23 protein-coding genes and 2 tRNA genes are annotated in these 25,011 nt (G+C 62.9%); 14 read left to right on the forward strand and 11 right to left on the reverse strand.

Going from position 1 to position 25,011, the window contains the following annotated elements; all coding sequences use genetic code 11:
• The first annotated feature begins 94 nt into the window (after positions 1-94).
• The gene (locus MHM88_RS00660) at positions 95-1,921 is read left to right on the forward strand and encodes a methyl-accepting chemotaxis protein (protein ID WP_239359034.1); all 1,827 of its coding nucleotides are present in this window, start codon (positions 95-97) and stop codon (positions 1,919-1,921) included.
• Between the two features lie 420 nt (positions 1,922-2,341).
• On the opposite strand, the gene MHM88_RS00665 is transcribed toward MHM88_RS00660, so the two are convergent.
• A tRNA-Asn gene (locus tag MHM88_RS00665) sits at positions 2,342-2,416 on the reverse strand.
• 68 nt (positions 2,417-2,484) lie between these two features.
• Complete coding sequence (locus tag MHM88_RS00670; RefSeq protein WP_239359036.1) at positions 2,485-3,408, reverse strand: MBL fold metallo-hydrolase; 924 nt, start codon at positions 3,406-3,408, stop codon at positions 2,485-2,487.
• 57 nt (positions 3,409-3,465) lie between these two features.
• On the opposite strand from MHM88_RS00670, the gene MHM88_RS00675 reads away from it, so the two are divergent.
• Positions 3,466-4,791 (forward strand): ATP-binding protein, encoded by a 1,326-nt coding sequence (locus MHM88_RS00675; protein WP_239359038.1) that lies wholly within the window; start codon positions 3,466-3,468, stop codon positions 4,789-4,791.
• 193 nt (positions 4,792-4,984) lie between these two features.
• Positions 4,985-5,164 (forward strand): PLDc N-terminal domain-containing protein, encoded by a 180-nt coding sequence (locus tag MHM88_RS00680; RefSeq protein ID WP_239321739.1) that lies wholly within the window; start codon positions 4,985-4,987, stop codon positions 5,162-5,164.
• 265 nt (positions 5,165-5,429) lie between these two features.
• On the opposite strand, the gene MHM88_RS00685 is transcribed toward MHM88_RS00680, so the two are convergent.
• Positions 5,430-6,614 (reverse strand): AI-2E family transporter, encoded by a 1,185-nt coding sequence (locus MHM88_RS00685; RefSeq protein WP_239359040.1) that lies wholly within the window; start codon positions 6,612-6,614, stop codon positions 5,430-5,432.
• A 273-nt stretch (positions 6,615-6,887) separates the two neighbouring features.
• On the opposite strand from MHM88_RS00685, the gene MHM88_RS00690 reads away from it, so the two are divergent.
• Positions 6,888-7,826 (forward strand): PRC-barrel domain-containing protein, encoded by a 939-nt coding sequence (locus MHM88_RS00690; RefSeq protein WP_239359042.1) that lies wholly within the window; start codon positions 6,888-6,890, stop codon positions 7,824-7,826.
• Positions 7,827-8,022: 196 nt separating this feature from the next.
• On the opposite strand, the gene MHM88_RS00695 is transcribed toward MHM88_RS00690, so the two are convergent.
• Both MHM88_RS00695 and MHM88_RS00700 read right to left on the reverse strand, forming a co-directional pair.
• Positions 8,023-8,098, reverse strand: a tRNA-Ile gene (locus MHM88_RS00695).
• Positions 8,099-8,134: 36 nt separating this feature from the next.
• Positions 8,135-9,064, reverse strand: coding sequence for a LysR family transcriptional regulator (locus MHM88_RS00700; protein ID WP_239359044.1), 930 nt, complete (start codon positions 9,062-9,064; stop codon positions 8,135-8,137).
• Positions 9,065-9,185: 121 nt separating this feature from the next.
• Between MHM88_RS00700 and MHM88_RS00705 the strand changes: the two genes are divergently transcribed.
• The 4 genes from MHM88_RS00705 (at position 9,186) to rnd (ending at position 13,357) form a co-directional block, all read left to right on the forward strand.
• Positions 9,186-10,154: an MBL fold metallo-hydrolase gene (locus MHM88_RS00705; RefSeq protein ID WP_239359046.1), complete on the forward strand. Its 969-nt coding sequence runs from the start codon at positions 9,186-9,188 to the stop codon at positions 10,152-10,154.
• A 297-nt stretch (positions 10,155-10,451) separates the two neighbouring features.
• On the forward strand, positions 10,452-11,498 hold the full coding sequence (purM, locus tag MHM88_RS00710) for a phosphoribosylformylglycinamidine cyclo-ligase (RefSeq protein WP_239359048.1): 1,047 nt from the start codon (positions 10,452-10,454) through the stop codon (positions 11,496-11,498).
• The gene (purN, locus tag MHM88_RS00715; protein ID WP_370687443.1) at positions 11,495-12,100 is read left to right on the forward strand and encodes a phosphoribosylglycinamide formyltransferase; all 606 of its coding nucleotides are present in this window, start codon (positions 11,495-11,497) and stop codon (positions 12,098-12,100) included. Before purM ends, purN begins: the two co-directional genes overlap by 4 nt.
• 99 nt (positions 12,101-12,199) lie before the next feature.
• Positions 12,200-13,357, forward strand: coding sequence for a ribonuclease D (gene rnd, locus MHM88_RS00720; protein WP_239321728.1), 1,158 nt, complete (start codon positions 12,200-12,202; stop codon positions 13,355-13,357).
• Positions 13,358-13,561: 204 nt separating this feature from the next.
• On the opposite strand, the gene MHM88_RS00725 is transcribed toward rnd, so the two are convergent.
• Entirely contained in the window at positions 13,562-14,086 is a 525-nt protein-coding gene (locus tag MHM88_RS00725; RefSeq protein ID WP_239321726.1) for a hypothetical protein, read from the reverse strand.
• A 133-nt stretch (positions 14,087-14,219) separates the two neighbouring features.
• Here MHM88_RS00725 and MHM88_RS00730 point away from each other — a divergent pair, with 133 nt between their 5' ends.
• Positions 14,220-14,630, forward strand: a complete 411-nt coding sequence (locus tag MHM88_RS00730; protein WP_239359050.1) for a SufE family protein — start codon at positions 14,220-14,222, stop codon at positions 14,628-14,630.
• A 55-nt stretch (positions 14,631-14,685) separates the two neighbouring features.
• On the opposite strand, the gene MHM88_RS00735 is transcribed toward MHM88_RS00730, so the two are convergent.
• Entirely contained in the window at positions 14,686-15,432 is a 747-nt protein-coding gene (locus tag MHM88_RS00735) for a DUF1638 domain-containing protein (protein WP_239359052.1), read from the reverse strand.
• A 1-nt stretch (position 15,433) separates the two neighbouring features.
• The gene (locus MHM88_RS00740) at positions 15,434-16,132 is read right to left on the reverse strand and encodes a B12-binding domain-containing protein (RefSeq protein WP_239321720.1); all 699 of its coding nucleotides are present in this window, start codon (positions 16,130-16,132) and stop codon (positions 15,434-15,436) included.
• A gap of 220 nt (positions 16,133-16,352) precedes the next feature.
• Here MHM88_RS00740 and MHM88_RS00745 point away from each other — a divergent pair, with 220 nt between their 5' ends.
• Complete coding sequence (locus tag MHM88_RS00745) at positions 16,353-17,432, forward strand: PA0069 family radical SAM protein (protein ID WP_239359054.1); 1,080 nt, start codon at positions 16,353-16,355, stop codon at positions 17,430-17,432.
• 67 nt (positions 17,433-17,499) lie between these two features.
• Here the strand turns inward: MHM88_RS00745 and bmt are convergent, their stop codons facing one another.
• From bmt to MHM88_RS00760, 3 genes are all read right to left on the reverse strand, one after another.
• Positions 17,500-18,522 (reverse strand): betaine--homocysteine S-methyltransferase, encoded by a 1,023-nt coding sequence (gene bmt, locus MHM88_RS00750; RefSeq protein ID WP_239321716.1) that lies wholly within the window; start codon positions 18,520-18,522, stop codon positions 17,500-17,502.
• 66 nt (positions 18,523-18,588) lie between these two features.
• Complete coding sequence (locus tag MHM88_RS00755; protein WP_239359064.1) at positions 18,589-20,496, reverse strand: phosphatidylglycerol lysyltransferase domain-containing protein; 1,908 nt, start codon at positions 20,494-20,496, stop codon at positions 18,589-18,591.
• Positions 20,497-20,616: 120 nt separating this feature from the next.
• Positions 20,617-20,934 carry a DUF1476 domain-containing protein gene (locus tag MHM88_RS00760; protein ID WP_239359066.1) on the reverse strand — a complete coding sequence of 106 codons (318 nt, stop codon included), beginning with the start codon at positions 20,932-20,934 and terminating at the stop codon, positions 20,617-20,619.
• Positions 20,935-21,390: 456 nt separating this feature from the next.
• Here MHM88_RS00760 and purC point away from each other — a divergent pair, with 456 nt between their 5' ends.
• The 4 genes from purC (at position 21,391) to MHM88_RS00780 (ending at position 24,996) form a co-directional block, all read left to right on the forward strand.
• The gene (purC, locus tag MHM88_RS00765) at positions 21,391-22,152 is read left to right on the forward strand and encodes a phosphoribosylaminoimidazolesuccinocarboxamide synthase (protein WP_239322038.1); all 762 of its coding nucleotides are present in this window, start codon (positions 21,391-21,393) and stop codon (positions 22,150-22,152) included.
• Between the two features lie 106 nt (positions 22,153-22,258).
• Entirely contained in the window at positions 22,259-22,489 is a 231-nt protein-coding gene (purS, locus tag MHM88_RS00770; RefSeq protein WP_005607046.1) for a phosphoribosylformylglycinamidine synthase subunit PurS, read from the forward strand.
• On the forward strand, positions 22,489-23,157 hold the full coding sequence (purQ, locus tag MHM88_RS00775) for a phosphoribosylformylglycinamidine synthase subunit PurQ (RefSeq protein ID WP_239359068.1): 669 nt from the start codon (positions 22,489-22,491) through the stop codon (positions 23,155-23,157). Before purS ends, purQ begins: the two co-directional genes overlap by 1 nt.
• 36 nt (positions 23,158-23,193) lie before the next feature.
• Complete coding sequence (locus tag MHM88_RS00780; RefSeq protein ID WP_239359073.1) at positions 23,194-24,996, forward strand: ATP-binding protein; 1,803 nt, start codon at positions 23,194-23,196, stop codon at positions 24,994-24,996.
• The last annotated feature ends 15 nt before the right edge of the window (positions 24,997-25,011 follow it).

The raw sequence follows: 25,011 nt of genomic DNA on the forward strand, positions 1-25,011 counted from the left end.
TGCGGTCCCTTTATCGCGCCGGCGGTCTCTCCCGACTTAACGAAATAACAAGTGTCTTGCGCAATGGTATCTCCGAACGATTTGGAGGGACACCATGTTCTTAAAGTCTTGGTTCCGGAACATGCCAGTGAAACAGAAGATCCTGCTTCCCGGGATGGCTGGTCTGTTGATGATGATTGGCGTTATCACGACGTTCTGGGCACAGCGCCTCTCGACCGCGCTTTATACCGGGTTCGAGGAGCAGGTCGAACTGACCGAAACATATATTGCCGCACCGCTTGCGACCGCGGCATGGAACTATGACGAGGAACTGGCCAACACCACGCTGGCCTCCCTCGCCGAGCGCGAGACCTTCGTGTTTGCGCGTGTCGTCAGCAGCGGCGACGTGCTGTCCGAAGCCTTCAAGGGCGAGGAAATGCAGGAAGCCTGGACGCTGAAGGCAGAAGAGTTGCTCGAAACCGGGGAAACCCGGCTGGTGGATGGCGACTTCACCTACTTCCGCACACCGCTCCTGTTCGAAGGAGAAGAAGCCGGCAACATGGTTTGGGCGTTGGACACCTCCATCATCGCCAATGAAATCATGCACGCCAATACGGTTGCGGCGGGTCTGGGATTTGCCATCTTTGCCGGTTTCTCTGTTATCTTCTACATGATTGCGGTTGCCGTCTCGCGTCCGATCAGCGACGTCGTCAACCACATCGATGCGCTGCAACATGGTGACACCACCCGGGATATCCCCGAAGCGGACCGCCGGGACGAAATCGGTGCGCTTGGCAAAGCGTTGGTGGATTTCCGCGACACCACAGCCGAACAGCAACGCATGGAAGAGGAAAAGCGCAAGCAGGACGCCGCTCAGGAACATGTTGTGACAGTGCTCAGCGACGCGCTTGGCAACCTCTCCACCGGCGACCTTACCGTGCAGATCACCGAAGATTTCCCTGCAGACTACGAAAAGCTGCGCACGGACTTCAATGCGCTGGTCAATCGCCTGTTTGACACGGTGTCCGCCGTGGTCGACGCCGCCGATAGCATTCAGAACGGCTCGACCGAGATCAGTTCCGCTTCGGACGATCTGGCGCGCCGCACCGAAAGCCAGGCGGCAACTCTGGAAGAAACCGCTGCCGCTCTGGATGAGCTGACCGCCTCCGTGCGTCAGGCTGCGGATGGGGCCAGCAGCGTGGCCAACACCATGGAAGAGGCAAAATCCGAAGCGGTGAACAGCGGAACCGTTGTCAACAGCGCTGTGTCGGCAATGACCGAGATCGAGCAATCCTCGAGCCATATCTCCCAGATCATTGGTGTGATTGATGACATTGCGTTCCAGACCAACCTGCTGGCCCTGAACGCGGGCGTCGAAGCGGCCCGTGCGGGCGAAGCCGGCCGTGGCTTTGCGGTTGTCGCTTCCGAGGTGCGGGCGCTTGCCCAGCGGTCCTCTGATGCGGCGATGGAAATCAAGACCCTGATCGGCGACAGTTCCAAACAGGTCGAACGCGGCGTGGATCTGGTCGGCAAGGCAGGCGAAGCCCTGCACAATATCGTCGAACGGGTCACGCAGATCTCCGGTCTGATTTCCGACATCGCCCAGGGCGCAAGTGAACAGTCGGCCGGTCTTGGCGATATCAACAGCGGCATGGTCGAGCTGGACCAGGTGACCCAGCAAAACGCCGCAATGGTCGAAGAAGCGACCGCCGCAAGCCATATGCTGAAAGCAAATGCCACCAACCTCGCGGAAATGGTGTCACATTTCAAACTCGGCGCCGGCACGCGCAATGTGGAACCTCTGGTGCCAGCTGCCGAAGAACAGCAGCACACAGCGCCCTCTGCGCATGGGGAGGATTGGGATTACACCCCGGAGCCCAGCCAGGCTGCAGTCGCAAGCGGTGGTGGCAGCGAAGCGACCAAGATCTGGGACGATTTCTGATCCGGATCTCAACAATACCCTTTCAGGAAAACGCGGCCTCTTGGGCCGCGTTTTTTTTCGTGCGTGTCCTGATTGGTTGCCGTCCGCACCAGAGATCATGAAACGCAACTGTCGGCTGCGGCCGCGGCTGCCGGAGACCGGTGAAACATACTCTATAGTATGAAAATCTGGCCCCAAACCTCACGACGCAGGCGACTGCCTTTGCGATCTGGCCGGGCGACGGATTGAACCAAGTTGATCATGCGGGACGACGAGATCTGTCACGATGCACCAAAACCCCGCTGCGATCACATTGCGGAAACGCAGGTCGCGCTCTGGTCGGTTTGGCGAGATACGGCACGGGCGCGTATCTTCGCGACGACAGCGTATTCAACAAGAAAAAAAGGACCTAGCGAACGAGCGCTGAGTCCTTGAAATCTTTGGCTCCGGCGGTAGGGATCGAACCTACGACCAATTGATTAACAGTCAACTGCTCTACCGCTGAGCTACGCCGGAGTGTGGGCGCCGATATAGACGCCACAGGCGGGGGCGTCCAGTGGGAAATGTGAAATTCTGAAAAAAATTCAACGGCACAGTTCGAAGGTGGCGTCGCGCGCCAATGTCGCGGTCGGCCGCACCCGCCCGCGCTGATAGAGGTCAACAAGATGAGCCAGCACATTGCGCTCCGCCGCGGGGAGCAACGCGTCGGGGGTGTCGCGGTAGATGTGCCTGGCCAGGCTGGGGGCGTCGGCGGCGCCATGCGCAAGTTGTTCGAGGATATCGGCCTCGCGCCTTTTGCGATGCGCAATCAGCCAGGCCAGCCTCTCCGCGGGATCGTGCACCAGATCGCCGTGTCCGGGTAGAAAACAGGTCCAGCGGCGCTGCTGCAGCCGCGCGCAAGAGGCCATGAAGTCCGTGAGATCGCCGTCCGGGGGCGAGACCAAGGAACTGGCCCAGCCCATGACGTGATCGCCGGAGAACAGCAGCCCCCCGATCGCGAAGCACAGGTGATTGCCGATATGACCGGGCGTGTGCAGCGCCTCGATCTGCCAGCCGGCACCCGTGATGATGTCGCCATCCGCCATAGTATGATCGCAGACGAAACCGTGATCGATGCCCTCACCACCGCCGAGCATGCCCTCGGCGGCAAGCTGGGCCATGATCGCGCTGCGCCCCGTGGTGGCCGTGCCATGGGCATAGACAGGCGCGCCGGTGGCCTCCCGGAGCGCGGCCGCCAGCGGCGAGTGATCGAGGTGGCTGTGGGTCACCAAGATATGGCCAATCCGCCCGCCCGGTTGCACCGCGTTGAGGATGGCCTCCAGATGCGCGTCCGACGCCGGCCCGGGGTCGATCACCGCAATCTCGCTGTCGCCGACAAGATAGGTATTGGTGCCACGATAGGTCATCGCGGAGGGGTTGGGCGCGAGCAGACGGCGGACCCCGGGGGCCACCTCTTCGGGCACACCGGGTTTGGGGTTGAACCCGGTGTCGGCTTGCGGTCTGTTCATCTGGCACCTCCCGTATCGGAGCGCCGTTGCAACCGGCGCCCAGGCCTAGGCTTAGTCATGAAACTCTCACGTCTCAAATACTATCTCCCCAGAATGCCCTCGGGCATCTACGGGCGAGCGGCGCTGATCCTGCTGATGCCGGTGATTGCCCTGCAATTCGTGGTGTCCTTTGTGTTCATCCGGCGCGATCTGGAAGACATCACCCAGCAGATGACCTACACGATGGTGCGTGAGCTCACCTTGATCCGAAACGAGGTGACGCAGGCGGAGGATCGCGCGGCGGCGCTGGCCCGGCTCGACCCGATGATGGGGCCGTTGCAGATGTCGGTGCGATTTCTGGAGGCGGGCGCGGTGCCCCCCGATCTGATCCATTTCGAGGATTTTTCGGGCCGGATCGTGCGCGCGACCCTGGCACAGAGCCTGCCGGAGTTCCTGTCGATCCAGCTGCCGCGGACCAAGGTGCTGCGCACGGTGGTCGACACGCGGCACGGCCCGTTGGAGGTGGAGTTCAGCCGCCGACGCGTCAGCGTTGCCGCGCCGCACCAGCTGATCGTGATCATGGTCTTCTTTGGCATTCTGTTGGGCGTCATCGCCATGGCCTATATGCGCAACCAGTTGCGACCGATCAAACGGCTTGCAGATGCGGCCGAAGCCTTTGGTCGCGGGCGCATGATCCCCTATCATCCGCGCGGCGCAACCGAAGTGCGTGCGGCCGGGGCGGCCTTTGTCGATATGAGATCCCGGATCGAGCGGCAGATCGAACAGCGCACGCTGATGCTGTCGGGGGTGAGCCATGACCTGCGTACACCGCTCACCCGGTTGAAGCTGAGCCTGTCGATGCTGGACGATGACGACGCCAAGCCGATGCTGCAGGACGTCACCGAAATGGAGAACATGGTGAATGCCTTTCTCGACTTTTCGCGCGGGGTGAGCACCAGTGCCATGGAGGAGGCCGACCCCTGCGCCCTGGTTTCGGAGGCGGTGGACAGCTGGACACGACAGGGCAAGAACGTGCTGCTGGTGGAGGCGGTTGGCAACCGTCCGGTGCCCCTGCGGGTGGCTGCGGTGCGCCGCGCGCTCGACAATCTGATCTCCAATGCGGTGCGATACGGCACCCGTGCGCGGGTCTCGGTGGCGGTGATGCAGAAATCTCTGCGTATCCGGGTGGAGGATGACGGCCCGGGCATCCCGGATGATCTGCGGGGCGATGCGGTGCGCCCGTTCACCCGGCTTGATCCAGCGCGCAACCAGGATCGGGGCACGGGCGTTGGCCTGGGCCTGGCGATCGTGGCGGATATCGCGCGCGCCCATGGCGGGACCTTGCGACTGGAAACCAGCGAGGAGCTTGGAGGGTTGCAGGCGGACATCGTGATTGCACTCTGACCGCGCGGCCCGCCGCGAAAACGCGCCGCCGGCAGATGGGCGGTGCCAGAGGAGATTACCCCCCGTGTGGCGCGGTCGCGCCGGTGGGGCGTGTGCGTGTTTCCGCGGGTGTCAGCTCGGTGCCGTCTCTGCCGGTCGGGAACGAAACCGCGACTAAGGCGTTTCCGAAGCAACAGCTTCAAGGAGACAGCACATGGAATATGGTATATTTGGCCTTCTGGTCCTGATCGCGGACATCTACGCGATCTTGCAAACCTGGAGCAGTGGCAGCAGCACCGGCGCAAAAATTCTCTGGACGCTTCTGATCCTGATCCTGCCCGTGCTCGGCTTTATCATCTGGTACTTTGCCGGTCCCAAGGGGCGCGCGCTCTAGGCGCAACTGCCCCTTAATCCGGTTTCATCCGCACGAAATCCGCTGATTGCTGATCGCGTGCCGCAGATCTGCAAGGGTGTCTTGCTCTTGTGACTGCGGCGGGACGCGATTGGGATCCCCCGGATTTCGTGCTTTTTTGTGTCGGCTCGTGCCGGTTTGTGCCGGTTCGTGTCGGGGGCGGCCGTTGGGGCACAACTGCGCATCGGCTGCCGTTGGCCTGTTTCGCAGGACGCAGGTGAGTGACCAAATCGCGGCTGCCAATGTGCTAGGCGGCAGGGCGTGCGGCTGGGGCGCTCGAGTCGCCGAGAAAGGTGCCAAGAACGGACAGGGCGGGCACGTGATCGCACAGGGACTTGAGACAGACCAGAAGCGGCACCGCCATCAGGGCGCCCGCCACGCCCCAGACCCAGGCCCAGAGCACCACCGCCGCAAACACCGCAACTGCGTTCAGGTTCAGGCGCCGCCCCAACAAGACCGGGGTCACGAACTGCCCTTCGATCAGAGTTGCAAGCAAATAGGCCAGTGGCGCCAGCACGGCATAGGACAAGGCGGAGAAGGTCACCAGCGACACCACCGCGCAGAGCACCACACCGGCAAGTGAGCCGATATAGGGCAGGAAGTTGAACAGGAAGGCGATCGCCCCCCAGACCACGGGTTGCGGCATGCCGATGATCCACATGCAACACCCAACCACGACGCCCAGACCGGCGTTGATAAGCGTCACCGACAAGAGGTAGCGCGAAATCCGGCGTTCGATGCTGTAGACGATCTGCAAGGCGCGGGTCTTTTCGGTCAGGCTGGGAAAGCTCTGCACGATTTTCAGGTAGAACATATCGTTGGAGGCCAGAAGAAACAGCGCCAGCACCAGCGCAACCATCGCGGTCGTGGCCAGCGTCACGATGTCAAGCGCGGTCGAGGCAATGATCCCCGGCTGGTCGATCGCGACCTTGATGACATCGGAATCTTCGGTGCTGGCGGCGATGTCTTCGACACGCTGCGAGGCTTCGCGGACTGTTTCCAGGGAGGAGGTGATCGCCCTCAACCGCTGTTCGAGTACGGCGCGCATGCGCGGTGCCTCGTCAATCCATTCGGCGACCGGGCCGCTCAGCAGGTAGATGCCACCGGCCACCGTTGCCGCAACCGCCAGGACCAGCAAGCCCGCCGAGATCAGGGGCGGGACGCCGTGACGGGCGAGCCCTCGGGTCAGGGGGCTGAGCGTAAGCGCAATCAGCACCCCAAGCACAAAGGGGAGGATGACCTCCTTGGCAAAGAAGATCAGCGCGGCGGCGCAGATGACCACGATGATACCGAGAAAGTTCCGGATCAGGACCAGGTTGCGGTGCGTGGCCTGCGTCGCAGTAGCGCCGGGTTGATCGAAGGTGGCGCTGGACACGGCGTGATCGGAGGCCGGTGAGGCTGTGCCATCCGGCGCTGAGTTCGTGGGTTTCATGATCTGGTTCTCTCTCCCTGACGCAACGACAACGCAGCCCGCGCCAACTCGTTCCCGCGACGCCGTCAAACCTTCACCGTGGTCGTGCTGCGACCTGTGTCACAGCGGTCTGACGTCGCCGTGCGCGCCTTGGCCGGGTGCGGGTTCTGAGCCGGTTCTTGCGCAGAACGGCGGCAGCACGTGGTTTTTTTCAGGAACATTTTTCACCCCATCCGGTTGGTTGGGGGAGTGTCGTCGCGACAGACCACTGCCCAATCAATGAGGAGAGTTCCAATGAAACATCTGTTTATTACCAGCGCCTTGCTGACCGTAACCTCGACCATGGCCGTGGCGGAAACAGGGATGTTCCGCGCGGAGAACGACCCGATGGCAATTCACGCATCCGAGTTCATCGGCCAGCGCATCTACACCAGCAGCGATGCTGTTGAAGAGGACAGCTTTGCCGGTATCCAGGACGGCTGGGAGAACATTGGCGAGGTCAATGATATCGTGCTCAGCCGCGACGGGATGATCGACTCGGTCCTCGTGGACATCGGCGGTTTCCTCGGGATCGGCGAGCGTCAGATCGCCGTGGACATGGATGCGCTGAAATGGGTCTCTGACAGTGCCACGGCGGAAGACACCTCGGACTACTTCCTGGTGATGCAGGCCGATATGGCGGATTTCGAGAACGCGCCGGCCTACCACACCGATGCCCGTAGCACTCTGGACCAGGAGGTCGCGCAGGCCGCGGATGCGGTCGAGCAAACCGCCGACGCAACGGGAACGGCCATTGAGAACACCGCTCAGGATCTGCAGTCCGGTGCCGAAACCGCAGCCTCCGAAGTGGGAGAGGCGATTTCTGACACAACCGAGCAGGCACAGGACATGGCCGCCGACACGATGGCGCAGGACGGCGAACCGATATTGCGCGACGAGTATGAACCGGTGGTCGACAAGACCTTGACGGCAGACCTTCTGACCGGTGCCCGGGTTTATGACGCCAAGGACGAATGGATGGGCGAAGTGTCCGAATTGGTCATGAACGACAAGCAGGTCATCACGCATGCCGTTGTTGATGTGGGTGGTTTCCTCGGTATCGGCGAAAAGCCCGTCAAGCTGAGCATCGATGAGGTCCAGGTCATGACCGCAACCGATGGCGATGATGTGCGCGTTTACGTGCCGATGACCGAAGAGAAGCTGAAGTCCATGCCGACCTACGAGGGTAAGTAAGGCCAGCAGGCCCTGACGGATCCCCCATCCGTGATGAGGGGCATATAAAACGCGGCCCGCCGGCATCTGGCGGGCCGCTGACGTTATCGCCTGATGTTGGAACGTATAGGCCGTCCCGCACAGGCAAACGCTGCTGGCGGTACAGGGTGCCGTTTGGGGCTGTTGCAGCGGGGCTGTCGGGGACGTCTCGATTATCTGGTAGGCCCGGCAGGATTCGAACCTGCAACCAAAGCGTTATGAGCGCTCTGCTCTAACCGTTGAGCTACAGGCCCACCTGCGCAAACAGGTAGGAAATGGCGCGGGAGAGGTCAAGCGGTGATTGCGTGCAGTCGGGGAGGGGGACGATTGTGGCGGATCTCCTGCAAGCGCTCGATCACGCCGTCGATCACCAGATCCCGCCGCCGGTCCAGGCCGTGGCGCGAGGGATACACCGCAAACACATCCTTTTCCGGCGCGCTCCAGTGGGGCAGAACCTGTTCGAAGGTGCCGTCCCGAAGCATGTCCTGGACAAAGAACAAGGGCGCTCGGGTATAGCCCGATCCACTGCCGACCGCGCGCATGATCAGGTCCGGGTCATCGGCGGTGAACCCGACCCGGATCGGGGCCAGATGCTCGGTTCCATTGCGCGTCAATGGAAAGAACCCCTTGGTCTGGTCCTCGTGGTGCTGGATGAACTTCAGGTGCTTCAGATCTTCGGGGTCACTGGGCCGGCCTTTCTGGTCCAGATATTCCGGGGTGGCAAAGAGCACGGTTTCCAGGCTTGCGATGCGGCGGCCGACACCATCGGTATCGCCGAGGCGGCCCGTGCGGATCGCCAGATCATAGTTTTCGCGCACCACATCGACCAGCCGGTCCTCGATCCGCATGATGATGTTGAGGTCATCATGCCTGCGATCCAGGTCCAGCAACATGGGGCCGATCACCCCGCGCCCCAGAAAGCTGTTGACGCTGATGCGGAAATCTCCCGACAGGCTGTTGTGCATCTGATCCAGCTCTGCCGCCATGCGGTCAAAGCCGCCCAGAAGATCCTGCGCATGGGCATAGACCAAGGCACCCGAGCGCGTCGCCCGCACACCCTGTGCGGTGCGGTGCAGCAGCTGATGCCCCACCAGCGCTTCGAGCTGCTTGATCTGCTGGCTGACCGCGGATTGCGTCATGTCGCGCCGCTGGGCCGCCCGGTTCAGGCTGCCTTCGTCCAGCGCAACGATGAGGGTCTCGAGAAGTGACAGCCGATCCATGGTCCATCCTATCAGTGGTGCTAATACCCCATATTAGACGGTCCCCGCTAGGGGATGCCAGACCAAAGCGATAAGGTCAGTGCAGCCCGTAATTGACGGGCCCAGGATATTGGAGCTTCTTATGACCCTTTCCCGCAGAACCCTGTTGAAAACCCTTGGCCTTGGTGCCGCGTCGCTGTCCCTCCCCGGGTTTGGCCGGCTGGCACAGGCCGCGCCCGCAGGGCCCGCGCCGGTGCTGCACCAGATCAGGCTGGGCGAGATGACGATAACAGCCTTGCTCGACGGGCATCTCGCGGTCCCGGCTGCGGCCTTCACCGGCTATGACGCAGCGCGCGCGGAGGAGACTCTGTCCGGCAGCTTCTATTCCGAAGGCCCGCAGGGTCTGGAAATTCCGGTGAACGGTTATCTGGTGGAGCGCGGCGGTCAGTACACGCTGGTGGACACCGGGACGGCACAGCTGATGAGGCCGGATCTGGGCGGCTTGATGGCGGCGCTGTCGGCTGCGGGTGTCGCCCCGGCGCAGATCTCCACCGTATTGCTGACCCATATGCACCCCGATCACGCCGGCGGCCTGTTGGCTGCGGATGGCAGCGCGGCCTTCCCCAATGCGGAGCTGGTGGTGGCCGAAGCGGAATGGGCGTTCTGGCATGATGACGCGATCATGGCTTCGGTTGACGAGGGCAGCCGCGGGTTCTTTCAGATGGCGCGGAATGCGGTCGCCCCCTATGCGCAGCGGCGCAAGGTCTTTGCCGGCGAAGGCGAGGTGCTGCCGGGCTTTGACGCCATGCCGCTGCCGGGACATACGCCGGGCCATTCGGGCTTCGTGCTGGACACGGGCGCCACGCCGCTGCTGATCTGGGGCGATGTGGTGCACAGCACCGCGTTGCAATTCGCCAACCCGGGCTGGACCATTCCCTTCGACGTCGATCAGCCGCTGGCGGCAGAGACCCGCAAGGCGATGTTTGATCGGGCCGCCGCCGATCAGCTGTTGGTGACCGGCATGCACCTGGATTTCCCGGGACTGGGACGGGTGGAGCGCGACGGCGCGGCCTATGCCTTTGACCAGGCGCCGTGGCAATTCGGGCTGTGATCTAGCGCAGAGCCGGAGGGCCGCCGATGTCACAAGGCAGCCCTCCGGCCGTGGCCAACGGCTTGCGACGGGGACAGGCATGGGGGGGGGCCGGGGGTACAGGATCGCCCTACAGTGCGCCCTCAGCAGTCCGGTGAGTTTTTGCACAACCTTAACGCGTTCGACTAAAATCCATCGAAGTATTGGTTCTGTCGGATACCGCAAGTGACAGTATGCTGGGGGAAATGGCAAGCTGGGGCTTTCCACATCTGACTGAAAGCGGTAAAGGCAGCGCAACCTCACGGAAGGAGCCATGCGATGACCAGCGGCAAGAACGGTTTGACCTATGCGGATGCAGGGGTCGATATTGATGCGGGCAATGAGCTTGTGGACCGGATCAAGCCGGCGGCCAAGCGGACTGCACGTCCGGGTGTGATGAGCGGCCTCGGCGGTTTTGGCGCGCTGTTTGATCTGAAGGCTGCCGGTTACGAGGATCCGATCCTTGTCGGTGCCACCGATGGGGTCGGCACCAAGCTGCGCATCGCCATTGATACCGGTCTTGTGGATGGCGTGGGCATCGACCTCGTGGCCATGTGCGTCAACGATCTGGTCTGTCAGGGCGCAGAACCGCTGTTCTTCCTCGACTACTTTGCCACCGGCAAGCTGGAAACCGATGTCGCGGCGCGAATCATCGAAGGCATCGCCGAGGGCTGCGTGCGCTCTGGCTGTGCGCTGATCGGTGGTGAAACGGCAGAGATGCCGGGCATGTACCCCAAGGGTGATTTTGACCTCGCAGGCTTTGCCGTTGGGGCGATGGAACGGGGCACTGCACTGCCCGAAGGCGTGAGCGAGGGCGATGTGCTCTTGGGGCTGGCCTCTGATGGTGTGCACTCCAACGGCTATTCGCTGGTGCGCCAGATCGTGAAATATTCCGGCCTTGGCTGGGACGGCGACAACCCGTTTGGCGCGGGCAAGCTGGGAGAGGCGTTGCTGGCCCCGACGCGTCTTTATGTGAAACAGGCCCTGGCGGCGGTACGCGCGGGGGGCGTCAATGCATTGGCGCATATCACCGGTGGCGGCCTCACTGAGAACCTGCCGCGCGTCCTGCCCGAGGGGCTGGGGGCCGATATCGACCTTGGTGCGTGGGAGCTTCCGGGCGTCTTCAAATGGCTGGCGGAAACCGGCGGCATTGAAGAGGGTGAAATGCTCAAGACCTTCAACTGCGGCATCGGCATGATGTTTGTGGTGAAGGCCGACCGCGCCGATGCGCTGACCGCGGTGCTGGAGGGCGAAGGCGAGACCGTCGCGCGTCTCGGCACCGTGACAGCCGGGGAGGGCATCCGCTACACAGGCGGGCTGCTGTGAGCGACAAGAAACGCGTCGCCATTCTGGTTTCCGGCGGGGGCTCCAATATGGTGTCCCTCGTCGACAGTATGCTGAAGGACGCCGATCATCCGGGCCAACCCTGTCTGGTGCTGTCCAACAACGCCGATGCTGGCGGGCTGACGAAGGCCGCCGCGCGCGGCGTTGCGACGGCTGTTGTGGATCATCGTCCCTTTGGCAAGGATCGCGAGGCGTTTGAGGCCGAGCTGGTAAAGCCTATCCTCGAGGCGCGCGCCGATGTGGTCTGTCTTGCGGGATTCATGCGAGTACTAACCGCCGGGTTTGTGCGCCAGTTCGAGGGGCGGATGCTGAATATCCACCCGTCTCTCCTGCCCAAATATAAGGGCCTGCATACCCATGACCGTGCGCTGGAGGCCGGCGATGAGCGGCATGGCTGCACCGTGCATGAGGTGACGCCGCTCCTGGATGACGGGCCGATTTTGGGCCAGGCGGAGGTGCCGGTTCTGCCCGGTGACACGCCGGACGATCTGGCCGCGCGCGTATTGGTGCAGGAACATCGCCTCTATCCCGCCGTGCTTGCGCGCTATTTGCGCGGCGAGCGCGACATTCTGCGTCTGAACTGACCTGCGCCCTTTCTTGCCGTTAGAGGGTTTGCAACCCGCTTGCACTCGTCGTATCAACGGGGAACCGAGCGGCAGAAACCCTTAATAAAGACCCATTTGATGAAAACTCTGACCACCACCGACGAACTGCGCGCCTTTTGTGAAGAGGCCGCGAAATATCCTTATGTTACGGTGGATACCGAGTTCCTGCGAGAGCGCACCTATTATTCCAAGCTCTGCCTGATCCAGATCGCCTATCGCGGTGATGGTGAAACGGATGCGGTTCTGGTCGATCCGCTTGCCGGGGATCTGTCGCTGGAGCCCCTGTATGAGCTGTTTCGCAATGAGGATGTGGTCAAGGTCTTCCACGCCGCACGTCAGGATCTGGAGATCTTCTGGGTGGATGCGGCCGTCTTTCCCAAACCGCTGTTCGACACGCAGGTCGCCGCCATGGTCTGCGGCTTTGGCGAGCAGGTGGGATATGAGACGCTGGTGCGCAAGATCTGCAAGCAAGGCCTTGATAAGACGTCGCGTTTTACCGACTGGTCGCGTCGCCCGCTGAGTGATGCGCAAAAGACCTATGCGCTGGCGGATGTCACCCATCTGCGCCAGATCTATGAACACCTGCGCAAAGAACTGGACAAGACCGGGCGCAGCCATTGGGTCGCCGAAGAATTGCAGGTTCTGACCGATCCCGCGACCTATGATATCCAGCCCCGAGAGGCCTGGCGCCGGGTCAAGACCCGCACCAATTCTGGTAAGTTCCTTGCTGTGGTGCGTGAGCTTGCGGCCTTTCGCGAGGAATACGCCCAGACCAACAATGTGCCCCGCAACCGGGTCTACAAGGATGACGCGCTGGTCGAACTCGCGTCCACCAAACCGCGCACGCCGTCCGATCTGGGTGGCTCCCGCCTGTTGCTGCGCGAGGCGCGCAAAGGCGCCATTGCCGAGGGCATCCTCAAGGCGGTGGAGCGTGGCGTGAACTGCCCGCAGGACGAGATGCCGCAGCCGGATCGCTCGCGCGAAAAGATGCAGATCAACGGCGCGCTGGCCGATCTGCTGCGGGTGCTGCTGAAGGCCAAGACTGAAACCGCCGGTGTCGCCGCAAAGCTGATCGCGCCCTCCGCTGATCTGGATGCCATCGCCGCCGGAGAGCGGGATGTTCCGGCCCTCAAAGGCTGGCGGCACGAGGTGTTTGGCGCCGATGCCATGCGCCTGTGCAATGGCGAAGTGGCGCTGGCGGCAAAAGGGCAGGTCGTAAAGGTCGTCGACCTCTGAAAGACCAAATCCAAACCGATGATAAAACACGCTTTCGCCCTGCGGGAGCGTGTTTTGCGTTGGGGCGGGCGGTCGACGATCAGCCGCGCTGTCAGAGCAGGAGTGCAGGGGCGGGCCGAAACCTAAGCCGCTGTTACGAAAGGGGGCTGTGTCTTAAGGCGGCGATGGAATATGCGCCCGGGGATGGGACCCTGCCGACCCGGCTCAGCGGCGGCTTTCGCGGGCGTTTTCCTTGCCGACGACACGGATGGTCCGCACTCCGGCCAGATCCTGGTTCGACAGGCTGACGGCGGCGCGAATGGTGCGTGTTGCCTCGGTGCCGCGATAGGTGGCGCTCTTGGGATAGGTCACGCGGAAGGTGTATTCCAGCCGCCCGGCCTCCTGGATCTCCGACGGCACCAGCTCGGCCTTGTAGGCACCATTGCGTGCGGCTTCACCTTCGACCGTCAGGATCGCGCCGACCGAGGTGCGTTCGATCCGCATGTCCTTGATCCGGGCGATGGGCAGGCTGTTGTCCACTTGCTCCGCATCCTTGCGTGACCCGATCAGATTCACCCGGTCCTCCTCCTGCGGGATCAGCGGGTTCAGGTTCTCGTCGGCTGTGGCCTCGACGCGGCTGTCGCGCGATTGTCCGAACCAGTTGCCGGGGTTGATGCGCGAGTCGCGCCAGCCGCCGCAGGACGACAGGACCAGAGTGCCAACCAAAAGGGCGCCGATTGTGATACGCATGAATACCTGCCGCAGTCAGAGTTACTTGCAAAACTGACTACCCGATTGAAGCGGCGTTGAAAAGCGGTTGAAAAGACCCCTGCGCTGGCCTAGGTCCGATCTGTTGCCACCTGACAGTAGGATGAGGTTTGACATGGCCAGTGCCGCCTTCGAGGAGATCGTCGAGGATTTTGAATTCTTTGAAGATTGGGAGGATCGCTATCGCCATGTGATCGAACAGGGCAAGGCGATGCCGCCCCTGGAGGACGCCCTGAAGGTGCCCGCGACCAAGGTGGATGGCTGCGCCAGTCAGGTCTGGCTGCATCCGCAGATCGAGAATGGTGTCTTTAACTTTGACGGCGACAGCGACGCCATGATCGTCAAGGGGCTGATTGCGGTGCTGCGCAAGCTCTACAACGGATTGACCCTGCAAGAGGTGCTCGCGGTCGATGCGCGGGCCGAGATGGAACGCCTCGGGCTCAACGATCACCTGTCAGCGCAGCGCTCGAACGGGTTGCGCGCCATGATCGAACGCATTCGCGACACGGCAGCCGCGCAGGTCTGAGGCAGGTCTGAGAGAGCGGCGGCGTCAGCCGGTGCGGGGGCTGTGATCGCTGATCCTAGCCGGAGGCACCGGATGTCGGCGCTGCGCCCCAGCCTTTGAGCGTTGTTTCCAGATCGCCATAGCCGGTGTGACGATGGACGAAGTCCAGACCCATGCGGCGGGCGCATTCCTGTGCTTTTGCCACCAGGGCCGGATCGGTGACCTGGGATTGGTAGATCAGCGTCGTGTAGTTGCCAAAGATCATGTCGCGCAGCTCCGGGTTCTTGTCGAGGCCCATGGGGCGCCAGACGAAGGCATCGAATTGCTTGACCAGAAAATCGGTCAGGTAAAAGGCCGTGATCTCGCCCGCCTCGGCCTGTTCTTCAAAGCGGGCGTTGCCCTCGAAGAAGGCATAGCAATGCGGGCCGGGGACCATCTCCACCCCCAGTTGTTCGCATTTGGCCTGCAGTTGCCCGCCCGTGCCGCAGTCGGCGTAGACGACATAGATCTGGTCGTAAGTCGCGCGGTGTTTTTCGACCGCGGCTTCGACATGGGTGATGATCTGGTCGGGATAAAGATGCAGTTTTGCCGGCAGGCAGGTCAGATCCATATGGTCGAGACCATTGGCGCGCGTGATGTCGAGGATCTCGCGGGCGAGGGCACCACAGGCGATCAGCAGGATGCGTCCGGTCTTGCGCTCCGGTGCTGCCAGACCGTTTTCCGTCAGGCTCGTGTCCTCAAGAGAGGTGCCGCTCGGCAAGGGGAGGGCGGCCCGCTGTGAAAGCCGGGCCGCCCGGCCGCGTCGCTGGGACGCGGCAGCCATATCAGGCGTTCATGGCGTTGTGCTTGCGCGCCACATATTCCTTGGCGGTTTCCACCGCGACAGCCGCATCGCGGCAATAGGCATCCGCGCCGATCGCCTTGCCGAACTCCTCGTTCAGCGGCGCGCCACCGACCAGCACGATGTAGTCGTCGCGCTTGCCCTGTTCGACCATGGTGTCGATCACGACCTTCATGTAGGGCATTGTTGTGGTCAGCAGGGCGGACATGCCGAGGATGTCGGGCTGATGCTCTTCCAGTGCTTCCAGGTAGTTTTCGACCGGGTTGTTGATGCCGATGTCGACAACCTCGAAACCCGCGCCTTCCATCATCATCGACACGAGGTTCTTGCCGATGTCGTGGATGTCGCCCTTGACGGTGCCGATCACCATGGAGCCCATGCGCGGCGCGCCAGTTTCCGCCAGCAGCGGCTTCAGGATCTGCATGCCGCCCTTCATGGCGTTGGCAGCCAGCAGCACCTCGGGCACAAACAGGATGCCGTCGCGGAAGTCTGCGCCAACGATGGTCATGCCGCCGACCAGCGCTTCGGTCAGGATCTTGTAGGGCGCCCAGCCGCGCTCCAGCAGGATATTGACCCCTTCTTCGATCTCTTCCTTGAGACCGTCGTAGAGGTCGTCGAACATTTGTTGGACCAGTTCCTCGTCATCGAGGTCTGCGAGGATGATGTCTTCTTCGTCTGACATATCTGGATTCCTTAGCTGGCGGGCGTACCCGGTTTGGCCGTTATTCTATCTTTTTGTGACAGAAACGACGGGGTGAACTGTTTTGATTGCGACATAGCCGCGTTACGAACCGACCTCTGGTGATGAAACCACCGCAATCATGCTGCTGTTGCAGGTTGATTTTGTATTCTTTTCCGCAAGTGTTCTTTATTTGTTCTGCGTGGCGTGTCATAGTCCCACTATGCATGGAAATGGTTCTCAAATCCTCAAATGTCGTAAATCTCGCGGTGCGCTCAGCAATGCGTCAGGACGCTTTGATCTGCAGCGCGAAGAGGTGGAAGATGGGTGGAATCAGGACGTGCCGGAGCGGTCGGTCGCGACAGAGATTCGCCAGGAGATGGCGCGGAGCCTGATCTCCTACAACCGGTCGCCGGATCTGCCGTTCGACCGCTCGATCAATCCCTACAGGGGATGTGAACACGGCTGCATCTATTGTTTTGCGCGTCCGAGCCACGCCTACCTCGGCCTGTCGCCGGGGCTGGATTTCGAAACCAGGCTGGTGGCGCGTCCAAATGCGCCGGATCTGTTGCGCAAGGAGCTCTCTGCACCGGGGTACAAGGTCGCGCCGATCGCCATCGGCACCAATACCGATCCCTATCAGCCCTGCGAGCGCGATCATGCGTTGATGCGGGCCTGTCTGGAGGTGTTGCAAGAGTTTCGCCACCCGGTGGCGATCGTGACCAAGGGGACCCTGATCGAACGCGATCTGGACATCCTGTCCGATATGGCGGCGCAGGGTCTGGTGCGGGTCGGCGTGTCGGTGACCACGCTGGATGCGGATCTGGCGCGCCGGATGGAGCCGCGCGTCCCGGCGCCCGTGCGCCGGCTGGCCACGATCAAACGGCTGAGCAGCGCCGGCATTCCGGTGCGCATCATGACCTCGCCGCTGGTTCCGGGGCTGACCGATCACGAGTTGGAAGCCTTGCTTGCGGCCGGGGTCGATGCGGGCGCGGATGCCGCCAGCTGGATCATGCTGCGCCTGCCGCGCGAGGTTTCCGGCCTGTGGCAGGATTGGTTGCACGCCCATGTCCCGAACCGGGCGGAGAAGGTGATGGCGCGCCTGCGCGAAATGCATGGTGGGCGGGACTATGATCCGCGCTGGGGGCAGCGGATGCGCGGCGAAGGGCACTACGCCGAAATGATTGCCCGCCGGTTCAAGCTGGCCTGCACCCGGCTGGGGCTGTCGGAGAAGGCCTCGCCGCTGCGATGCGACCTGTTTGCCCGTCCCGCGCAACCCGGCGACCAGCTCAGCCTGTTCTGAAACGGAAAAGACCGGGCAGAGGCCCGGTCTTTACAGGTTTGTTAGGGCATGGCGTCGATGCGTCGGCTTAGCCGCGGCGACGACCCCGGCGGCTGCGGCGCTCTGAGCCGGTATTGGCGCCGTCTTCGGTGCCGTCATTGGTCGAGGTGAACGGGCCGAGAACGTCGACAATCTGCTCCAGCGTCGGACGGTCGCCGCGCGGACGGGTGTCGAGCGCCTCGCGCATGCTGCGCAGGTGCTCCGGCATGGTGCCGCAGCAGCCGCCGATGATCTTGGCACCGGCATCCCGGGCGAGGACCGCATATTCGCCCATCAGTTCCGGCGTGCCGTCGTAGTGGATATGGCCGTCCACGTATTTCGGAATGCCGGCGTTGCCCTTGGAGATAATCGGCCGCTCGGTGCCCTGTGCGGCAAAGCCAAGGACGGTGCGCAGGATGTCGGACGCGCCGGTGCCGCAATTGGCACCAAAGGCCAGCGGCGGCACGTCGTATCCTTCGACCAGTTTGGCCAGGTCGGCGGAGGTGACGCCCATCATGGTGCGCCCGGCGGTGTCAAAGCTCATGGTGCCGCACCAGGGCATATCGGCGAGCTTGAAGGCCTCGGCGGCGGCGGCAAATTCCTCCGGTGCGGAGATGGTCTCCAGCCAGAGCACATCGACGCCGCCTTCCTTGAGCGCATCGGCCTGTTCGTGGAACATCTCGACCGCCACGGCATGGCTCATCTCGCCCACCGGTTGCATGATCTCGCCGGTGGGGCCGACAGAGCCGGCCACGGCGATCTTGCGGCTGGCGGTATCGGCCACCTCGCGTCCCAGTTCGGCGGCGATGCGGTTCAATTCGCGCACCCGGTTCTGCGCGTCATGCAGTTTCAGCCGCGCGGCAGTGCCGCCAAAGCTGTTGGTCAGGAACAGGTCGCTGCCCGCATCAACCGCGCCGCGGTAAAGCGCCTTGATCTTGTCCGGCGCGTCGGTGTTCCAGAGTTCCGGGGCATCCCCGGACTGCAGACCCATGTTGAACAGATTGGTCCCGGTGGCGCCATCCGCCAGCAGCACGTCGCGGCTCTGCAATAGATCGAGGAAACTGTTGCTCATCTTGGTATCCACTTGCCAAGTCTGCGTCAGCGGCGGGATGTGCCACCGACAAGATGGGTCCGTCTGTCACGCAGAGCGTTTCATCGCAACTGCATTTTCTTCAACATCAACATGAGGCGGATGCGAGGACTGGGGAGGCGTTTGCCATGTGATCTCGGGGCGCGCGGGGCGGTGAATCATGCGGATCATCTCCGCCAGGGACAGGGCCATCTGCGGCCAGCTGGGGGCGACGATATAGCGGTTCTCCCAGCGCGGCACAAAGCTGGCCTTGAACCGCCGCAATCCACACTCCTCTTGGCGTGCAAATCGGTGAGCGGGGACCGCGGCCAGCGACAGGCGGGCGACCTCGGCCTCGCGCGCGGCCTCGATGGCGCTGTGCACCAGCGCGTGACAGGTGCCATCCGGAGCGCCGGGCAAATGCCGTACCAGATCCAGACACCATTCATCGGCGGCGCGATGGAAGGTGACGAAACCGATCAGCCGGTCATCCAGCCAGGCGAGAAAGACCATCTGTATGGCGACGTAGCCAGGCTCGAACTGACCCATCGTGGTGCCGCGCGGGCGACCATGGTGTTGGGTCCAGGCGGTGTCCACCGCCGCCATATCGGCAAGCGGCAGGTTGCTCCACGCCGGTGTGACGGTCACCCCGGCCTTGCTGGCGTGGCGCAGTTTGCGGCGCAATTGCCGAAAGCTGGCCCCGGTCGGGGTGAATTCCGCGGGGCTGAGGATCGCATCCTGCGCCACCCGGAGCGCTTTCCACCCCCGGCGGCGGGCGCTGATCGCCAAGCGCGCGCTGCATTTGTAAAAACAGGCCGCGGCATTGCGGGCGCGGGCGTGGCGGCGCAGGGCATCGGGGATTTCACCATGGCGCCCGCTCAGCGGATCAAACAGCACCGCGGAGATCTGCGGCGTGTCCAGCATGGCCACCTGGTTCAGGCCAAAGGCCATGACATGGCCGCCGTTTTGCAGGATCACGGCGGTTTCGGCCTGCGGGCGGACAAAGGGTTGGCTGGCGGCGGGGCGAACATCCGACCCCAGCAGATCCGTGTCCGTGACGGCTGGCGCCGGCAGCGCGCGCCCGATCAGCCCGGGCCAGAGCAACACGACACCGGCCACAAGCAGCGGCAGACCGTAGTAGACAGCGCGGAAGGCAAGCAGCCCGGCCATCAGCGCGGCCGGATCGGACGCGGGCAGCAGGGACAACATGGCCAGTTCCAGCGGGCCGGCACCGCCGGGCGACGAGGAGATGATGGCCAGACCCAAGGCCACGAAATAGGCGGGCAGCAGGGCGCCGAGTGCAATTCCGCTGCCCTCTGGCAGCAGCAGCCACAAGGCGATGCCGGCGCAGGTCACATCCATCAGGGTCCAGAGGCCAAGCGCCAGGATGGCCTGTAGTGACGGCAGCCGCAGCTTCAGACCGCGCAGGCGCCATTCCGGGTGCAGGAAGCACAGCACACAGCAGAGTATGGCCAGCACCAGAATGCCAAGCCCCACCGCCCGCAACGCCAGTGTGGCGCCGATCAGCAGCAGGGTCAGCCCGCAGATCACCGCCAGGGCGGTCATGAAGGTGATGCCGACAAACCCGGTGATCTGTGCCGACTGCAGGGGCGACAGGCGCGGCAGCAGGCGCCAGCGGGCGAAGGACCCTGACAGCAGACCAAAACCCACCGCCTGCGAAAAGGCGATGGCCGCCATGCCTGCGCGGCGCGCCAGCGGGTCGGGCGTCCCGCTGCCCAGATGCCGATGGGCCACGGCATCATACCGACCCAGCGCCCAGAAGCTCAGCCCGGTGGCGACCATGGCGCCGATCCAGTTGGCGACAGGCACCTGCCGCGCCATCGACAGCAGATCCGGCAGTGCCGGCAGATCGGTATGGTCGGCCAGCGTCAGCAGGCAGGTGGCCATGATGACAAGCGGGGCGATCACGCGCAAAGCGTTGGCAAAGATCTGTTTGCGCGTGGAGCGTGGTGTCATCTTGGGCATCCGCCATGCTTGAGGCGTGCAGACCGTGCGCCAAAAACAGACGGCGCGCGGTCGACACGAGGTCACTATCAGACGGATGTGCCGGGTATTTCCGGTCGGCAGCCGTCGGGATCAGGAGGTCTGAGCGGAGATTTCTTCCACCGCCTGACGCATGCAGTCCGCCATCTTGTCGCGGATCACGTCACGGGTGACCCGGCCATCCAGATCGCGGGCCAATTTGTCCAGCACATCGCTGTCACCGGGCAATTCCAGGTCCGCCAGGATGACGGTCTGGGCATAGGCTTCTGCCGCCTCGTCTCGGTGCCCCAACAGATCTGCGGCCCAAAGGCCCAGCAGCTTGTTGCGGCGCGCTTCTGCCTTGAACCTCAGTTCGGCGTCATGCGCGAATTTGTTTTCGAATGCCTTCTCGCGGTCATCAAAGGTCGTCACGTCGGCTCCTCCCTCCCAAAGTGGTGATGCGGTCGATCCTGCGGGTCGGGGCCGTGCCGCTGCCGGACCTGCCCCGGAGGTCCATGGTAGCACATCGCACCGCATTCCGATTTCACAATCTGTGTCAGGGTGCGGCGTGCCATTCTGTGCACTGAAACCGCGGTCCCCGGGTCCCACCACGGGAGGCCGGACATCCGTGGACGTCCGTATTCGGTTAACACCCAAACTAACGCCCGTTCTTGAACAAAGCGTCAACGCGAAGGGCGCAACAGGGCGCGAAATGGCGCAGAGGTGCGGAATTGCGTATATTTAACGCAACGTCAGATCCGCAGCCGCCCTTTGCCCTACGGGCAGGCGGGCGGGATCGGCGCCACGCTTGCGGGACCGTCCCCCTTGCACTATGAGAGCGCTACGGATCGGGGCAGATTCCCGGTGGTCCATACCGAAAGGCTCTCCATGGCGCGGCGCAAGAAGATTTACGAAGGCAAGGCAAAAACCCTCTATGAAGGTCCCGAACCGGGCACCATCGTCCAGTACTTCAAGGATGACGCCACGGCCTTCAACGCCGAAAAACACGACGTGATCGAGGGCAAGGGTGTCCTGAACAACATCCTGAGCGAGTTCTTCATGCTGGGTCTGGGCCAGATCGGCGTGCCGACGCATTTCCTGAAACGCCTCAACATGCGCGAACAATTGGTGCGCTCCTGCGAGATCATCCCGCTGGAGGTGATCGTGCGCAACTACGCGGCCGGATCGCTGTGCAAACGGCTTGGCCTTGAGGAAGGCGCGCAGTTGCCGCGTCCGATCGTGGAATATTGCTACAAGGACGATGCGCTTGGGGATCCGCTGGTCACCGAAGAGCATATCGCGGCCTTTGGCTGGGCCAGCCAGCAGGACATGGACGACATCCTGAGCCTGGCGCTGCGGGTCAATGATTTCATGTCCGGCGTGATGCTGGCCGTCGGCATTCGCCTCGTCGACTTCAAGATCGAGATCGGCCGCATCTATGACGGCGATTTCCAGCGCTTGGTGATCGCCGATGAGATCAGCCCCGACAGCTGCCGACTGTGGGACATCAAGACCGGTCAGAAGCTCGACAAGGACGTGTTTCGCCGCGACCTTGGCAGCCTGACGGATGCCTATACCGAGGTCGCCCGCCGTCTGGGTGTCATGCCGAACAACCCGCCAGCCCCGGGCAAGCCCCAGCTGGTGAACTGAGAGATTTCGCCCGCAAGGTCTGCTCCGCCGGTCTTGCGGGTTTTTCAATAGCGCAACAGGGCAGGGCGCTGATGCTCCCGCCCGCAGGAACTTGAGGAAAGACGCGATGAAAGCACGGGTGCATGTGATGCTGAAGAACGGGGTTCTTGATCCGCAAGGAGAGGCCGTTCGGCACGCGCTTGGCGCGCTTGGCTTTGACAAGGTCGAAGGCGTGCGTCAGGGTAAGGTCATCGATCTGGAGCTGGCCGAGGGTGCCACCGAGGCCGATGTGACCGAGATGTGCGAAAAGCTGCTCGCCAACACCGTGATCGAATCCTACAGCGTCGAGATCCAGTGATGAAAGCTGCCGTCGTCGTTTTCCCCGGTTCCAACTGCGACCGTGACCTTGCCGTGGCCTTTGAACAGGCCGGTTTCGACGTCTCCATGGTGTGGCACAAGGACAGCCAGCTGCCCGAAGGCGTGGACATCGTCGGCGTTCCCGGTGGCTTTTCCTATGGCGACTACCTGCGCTGCGGTGCGATCGCGGCGCAGTCGCCGATCTGCAAGGCGGTGGTCGATCACGCCGAACGCGGCGGCTATGCGCTGGGTGTCTGCAACGGCTTCCAGATCCTGACCGAGACCGGCGTGCTGCCGGGCGCGCTGTTGCGCAATGCGGGGCTGAAGTACATCTGCAAGACCGTGGACCTTAATGTTGCGACCTCGGACAGTGCCTTCACCCAGGGCTACAATGCCGGTGATGTGATCGGCGTGCCGATCGCGCATCACGACGGCAACTACTATGCCGATGAGGCCACCGTGCAGGCGCTGAAGGATCAGGACCGCATCGCCTTTACCTATGTGGACAATCCCAACGGCTCTGTCGCCGATATTGCGGGAATCCTGTCGGAAAATCGCCGCGTGCTTGGCATGATGCCCCACCCGGAACGGGCGGCGGACGAAGGCCATGGCGGCACCGATGGTGCGGCGATGTTCCGCGCATTGTCCGGTCTTCTGACGGACGCCTGACTTGAGCCTTCGGGGCGGTAAACCTACTGTTACGTCATGACTGCCCCCGAAGAGCCCGCTGAACAGAAGACGCGGGCGCCCTCCGAGCGCCCTGCCAAGCGTCATGTGTCGCGCTCACGCACCATTTCGTGGCGCGTGCGCGTGGCGCTTGTTGTGTTCATGGCGATTGCCGGGGGCACGGTCTGGTTCACCAATACCACCCTGACCCACAGCTTTACCGAAGCCACCCGCAACCGTGCCGAATTGCGGCTTGCACTCTATTCCGGCAACCTCGTCAGCGAATTGCGCCGCCATGCGATCGTGCCGCAGCTGTTGTCGCGCGATCAGGCCCTGATCTCCGCCCTGCAAAGCCAGGATTTCTCGCTGTCCACGCAACGCTTGATCTCCTTTGTCGAGGAGATCGGCGCGGCGTCCATCACGCTGATGGATCGGGACGGGCGGACGGTGGCGGCCACGGATCGCATTCGTCTCGGTGAGGTCTATCGCAATGCGCCCTATTTCGTCGAAGCGATCCGCTCGAACTCCACGGTGTTTTCGGTGATCCCGCGCGAGGTGCGAGGCTATCTGTTCACCTACTCGCGCCGTCTTGTCGACAGCAGCGGCACGCTGGGTGTCATCATGGTCGAGGTCGACCTGCAGAAGTTCGAGCGCGCCTGGGCGGGGATTTCCGATGCGGTGATGGTCGCCGACAGCACCGGCACCGTGGTGCTCGCCACCGAGGCGCGCTGGCGGGGCCTGTCCGAGGCCGAGGCACTGAAGGAACAAACCCCCGAAGGCGCGATCCAGCGGGCGATCCGGGCCACTGCGGATTGGACCGCGCTGCCGACGGATGTCTACCTGCAGGGCGAGGCGGTGATGCGGCTGGAGACGCGGGTGCCGTTTCAGGGCTGGCGCATGATGTCCTACACCACCTATGATTCGATCCGGGAGCAGGTAAACGCCGTCATTGCCCTCGAAATCATGGGCTTCGCGATCCTGCTGGCGCTGGCCTTCTATGCGCTGAGCCGCAAGACCGCGCTCAGGATGGCATTGTTCCAGCGCGAGTCGGCGGAGCTTCGCGTGTTGAACACCCGGCTGCAGCGGGAAATCGCCGAACGCGAACGGGTGCAGGAGACGCTTGCGGTGGCCGAACAGAGCCTTGCGCAAAGCTCCAAACTGGCCGCCCTGGGAGAGATGTCCGCCGCTGTCAGCCATGAACTCAACCAGCCGCTGGCGGCGATGAAAACATACCTCGCGGGCGCGCGGCTGCTGTTGCAGCGCAACCGGCCGGACGAGGCGCTGTCCTCCTTTGGCCGCATCGACGACCTGATCGAGCGGATGGGCGCGATCACCCGGCAGCTTAAATCCTATGCGCGCAAGGGCGGGGATGCGTTCAGCCCTGTAAACATGGGCGATGCGCTGGCGTCCTCGCTGTCGATGATGGAGCCGCAACTGCGTCAGCGCCATGTGAAAATTACCCGTATACTTCCGGAACAGCCGGTCTATGTCATGGCGGACCGGATGCGGCTGGAACAGGTGATGGTGAACCTCTTGCGCAATGCGCTGGACGCCACCAAATCCGTCGATGAACCCGAGGTGGAGATTATCCTTGCCGCAGGGGAAACCGCGACACTGACCGTGCGGGATAACGGCGACGGCATTCAGGACTTCGACAGCCTGTTCGAACCGTTCTATACAACCAAGCAACCCGGCGACGGCGTTGGTCTTGGGCTTGCTATCTCCTCGGGGATCGTGAACGACCTTGGCGGTCGCCTCACGGCCCGCAATTCCGAGGCGGGCGGCGCGGTGTTTGAAATGCAACTGCCGATCCTTGTGGACGGCATCGAGGCCGCCGAGTAGGCGGCACGACCTGGA

This window comes from Epibacterium sp. MM17-32 (genome assembly GCF_022348205.1).
Classification (GTDB): Bacteria; Pseudomonadota; Alphaproteobacteria; order Rhodobacterales; family Rhodobacteraceae; genus Epibacterium.

Bases quoted from the DNA above. Each gene is read 5' to 3' on its own strand.
- MHM88_RS00730 (WP_239359050.1), top strand. From the start codon at position 14,220: ATGGCCAGTGCCGCCTTCGAGGAGATCGTCGAGGATTTTGAATTCTTT.
- purM (WP_239359048.1), top strand. From the start codon at position 10,452: ATGACCAGCGGCAAGAACGGTTTGACCTATGCGGATGCAGGGGTCGAT.
- MHM88_RS00735 (WP_239359052.1), bottom strand. From the start codon at position 15,432: ATGGCTGCCGCGTCCCAGCGACGCGGCCGGGCGGCCCGGCTTTCACAG.
- MHM88_RS00670 (WP_239359036.1), bottom strand. From the start codon at position 3,408: ATGAACAGACCGCAAGCCGACACCGGGTTCAACCCCAAACCCGGTGTG.
- MHM88_RS00725 (WP_239321726.1), bottom strand. From the start codon at position 14,086: ATGCGTATCACAATCGGCGCCCTTTTGGTTGGCACTCTGGTCCTGTCG.
- rnd (WP_239321728.1), top strand. From the start codon at position 12,200: ATGAAAACTCTGACCACCACCGACGAACTGCGCGCCTTTTGTGAAGAG.
- MHM88_RS00675 (WP_239359038.1), top strand. From the start codon at position 3,466: ATGAAACTCTCACGTCTCAAATACTATCTCCCCAGAATGCCCTCGGGC.
- MHM88_RS00685 (WP_239359040.1), bottom strand. From the start codon at position 6,614: ATGAAACCCACGAACTCAGCGCCGGATGGCACAGCCTCACCGGCCTCC.
- MHM88_RS00740 (WP_239321720.1), bottom strand. From the start codon at position 16,132: ATGTCAGACGAAGAAGACATCATCCTCGCAGACCTCGATGACGAGGAA.
- purQ (WP_239359068.1), top strand. From the start codon at position 22,489: ATGAAAGCTGCCGTCGTCGTTTTCCCCGGTTCCAACTGCGACCGTGAC.
- MHM88_RS00660 (WP_239359034.1), top strand. From the start codon at position 95: ATGTTCTTAAAGTCTTGGTTCCGGAACATGCCAGTGAAACAGAAGATC.
- MHM88_RS00755 (WP_239359064.1), bottom strand. From the start codon at position 20,496: ATGACACCACGCTCCACGCGCAAACAGATCTTTGCCAACGCTTTGCGC.
- bmt (WP_239321716.1), bottom strand. From the start codon at position 18,522: ATGAGCAACAGTTTCCTCGATCTATTGCAGAGCCGCGACGTGCTGCTG.
- MHM88_RS00690 (WP_239359042.1), top strand. From the start codon at position 6,888: ATGAAACATCTGTTTATTACCAGCGCCTTGCTGACCGTAACCTCGACC.
- MHM88_RS00780 (WP_239359073.1), top strand. From the start codon at position 23,194: ATGACTGCCCCCGAAGAGCCCGCTGAACAGAAGACGCGGGCGCCCTCC.
- purC (WP_239322038.1), top strand. From the start codon at position 21,391: ATGGCGCGGCGCAAGAAGATTTACGAAGGCAAGGCAAAAACCCTCTAT.
- MHM88_RS00705 (WP_239359046.1), top strand. From the start codon at position 9,186: ATGACCCTTTCCCGCAGAACCCTGTTGAAAACCCTTGGCCTTGGTGCC.
- MHM88_RS00745 (WP_239359054.1), top strand. From the start codon at position 16,353: ATGCATGGAAATGGTTCTCAAATCCTCAAATGTCGTAAATCTCGCGGT.
- purS (WP_005607046.1), top strand. From the start codon at position 22,259: ATGAAAGCACGGGTGCATGTGATGCTGAAGAACGGGGTTCTTGATCCG.
- MHM88_RS00680 (WP_239321739.1), top strand. From the start codon at position 4,985: ATGGAATATGGTATATTTGGCCTTCTGGTCCTGATCGCGGACATCTAC.
- MHM88_RS00700 (WP_239359044.1), bottom strand. From the start codon at position 9,064: ATGGATCGGCTGTCACTTCTCGAGACCCTCATCGTTGCGCTGGACGAA.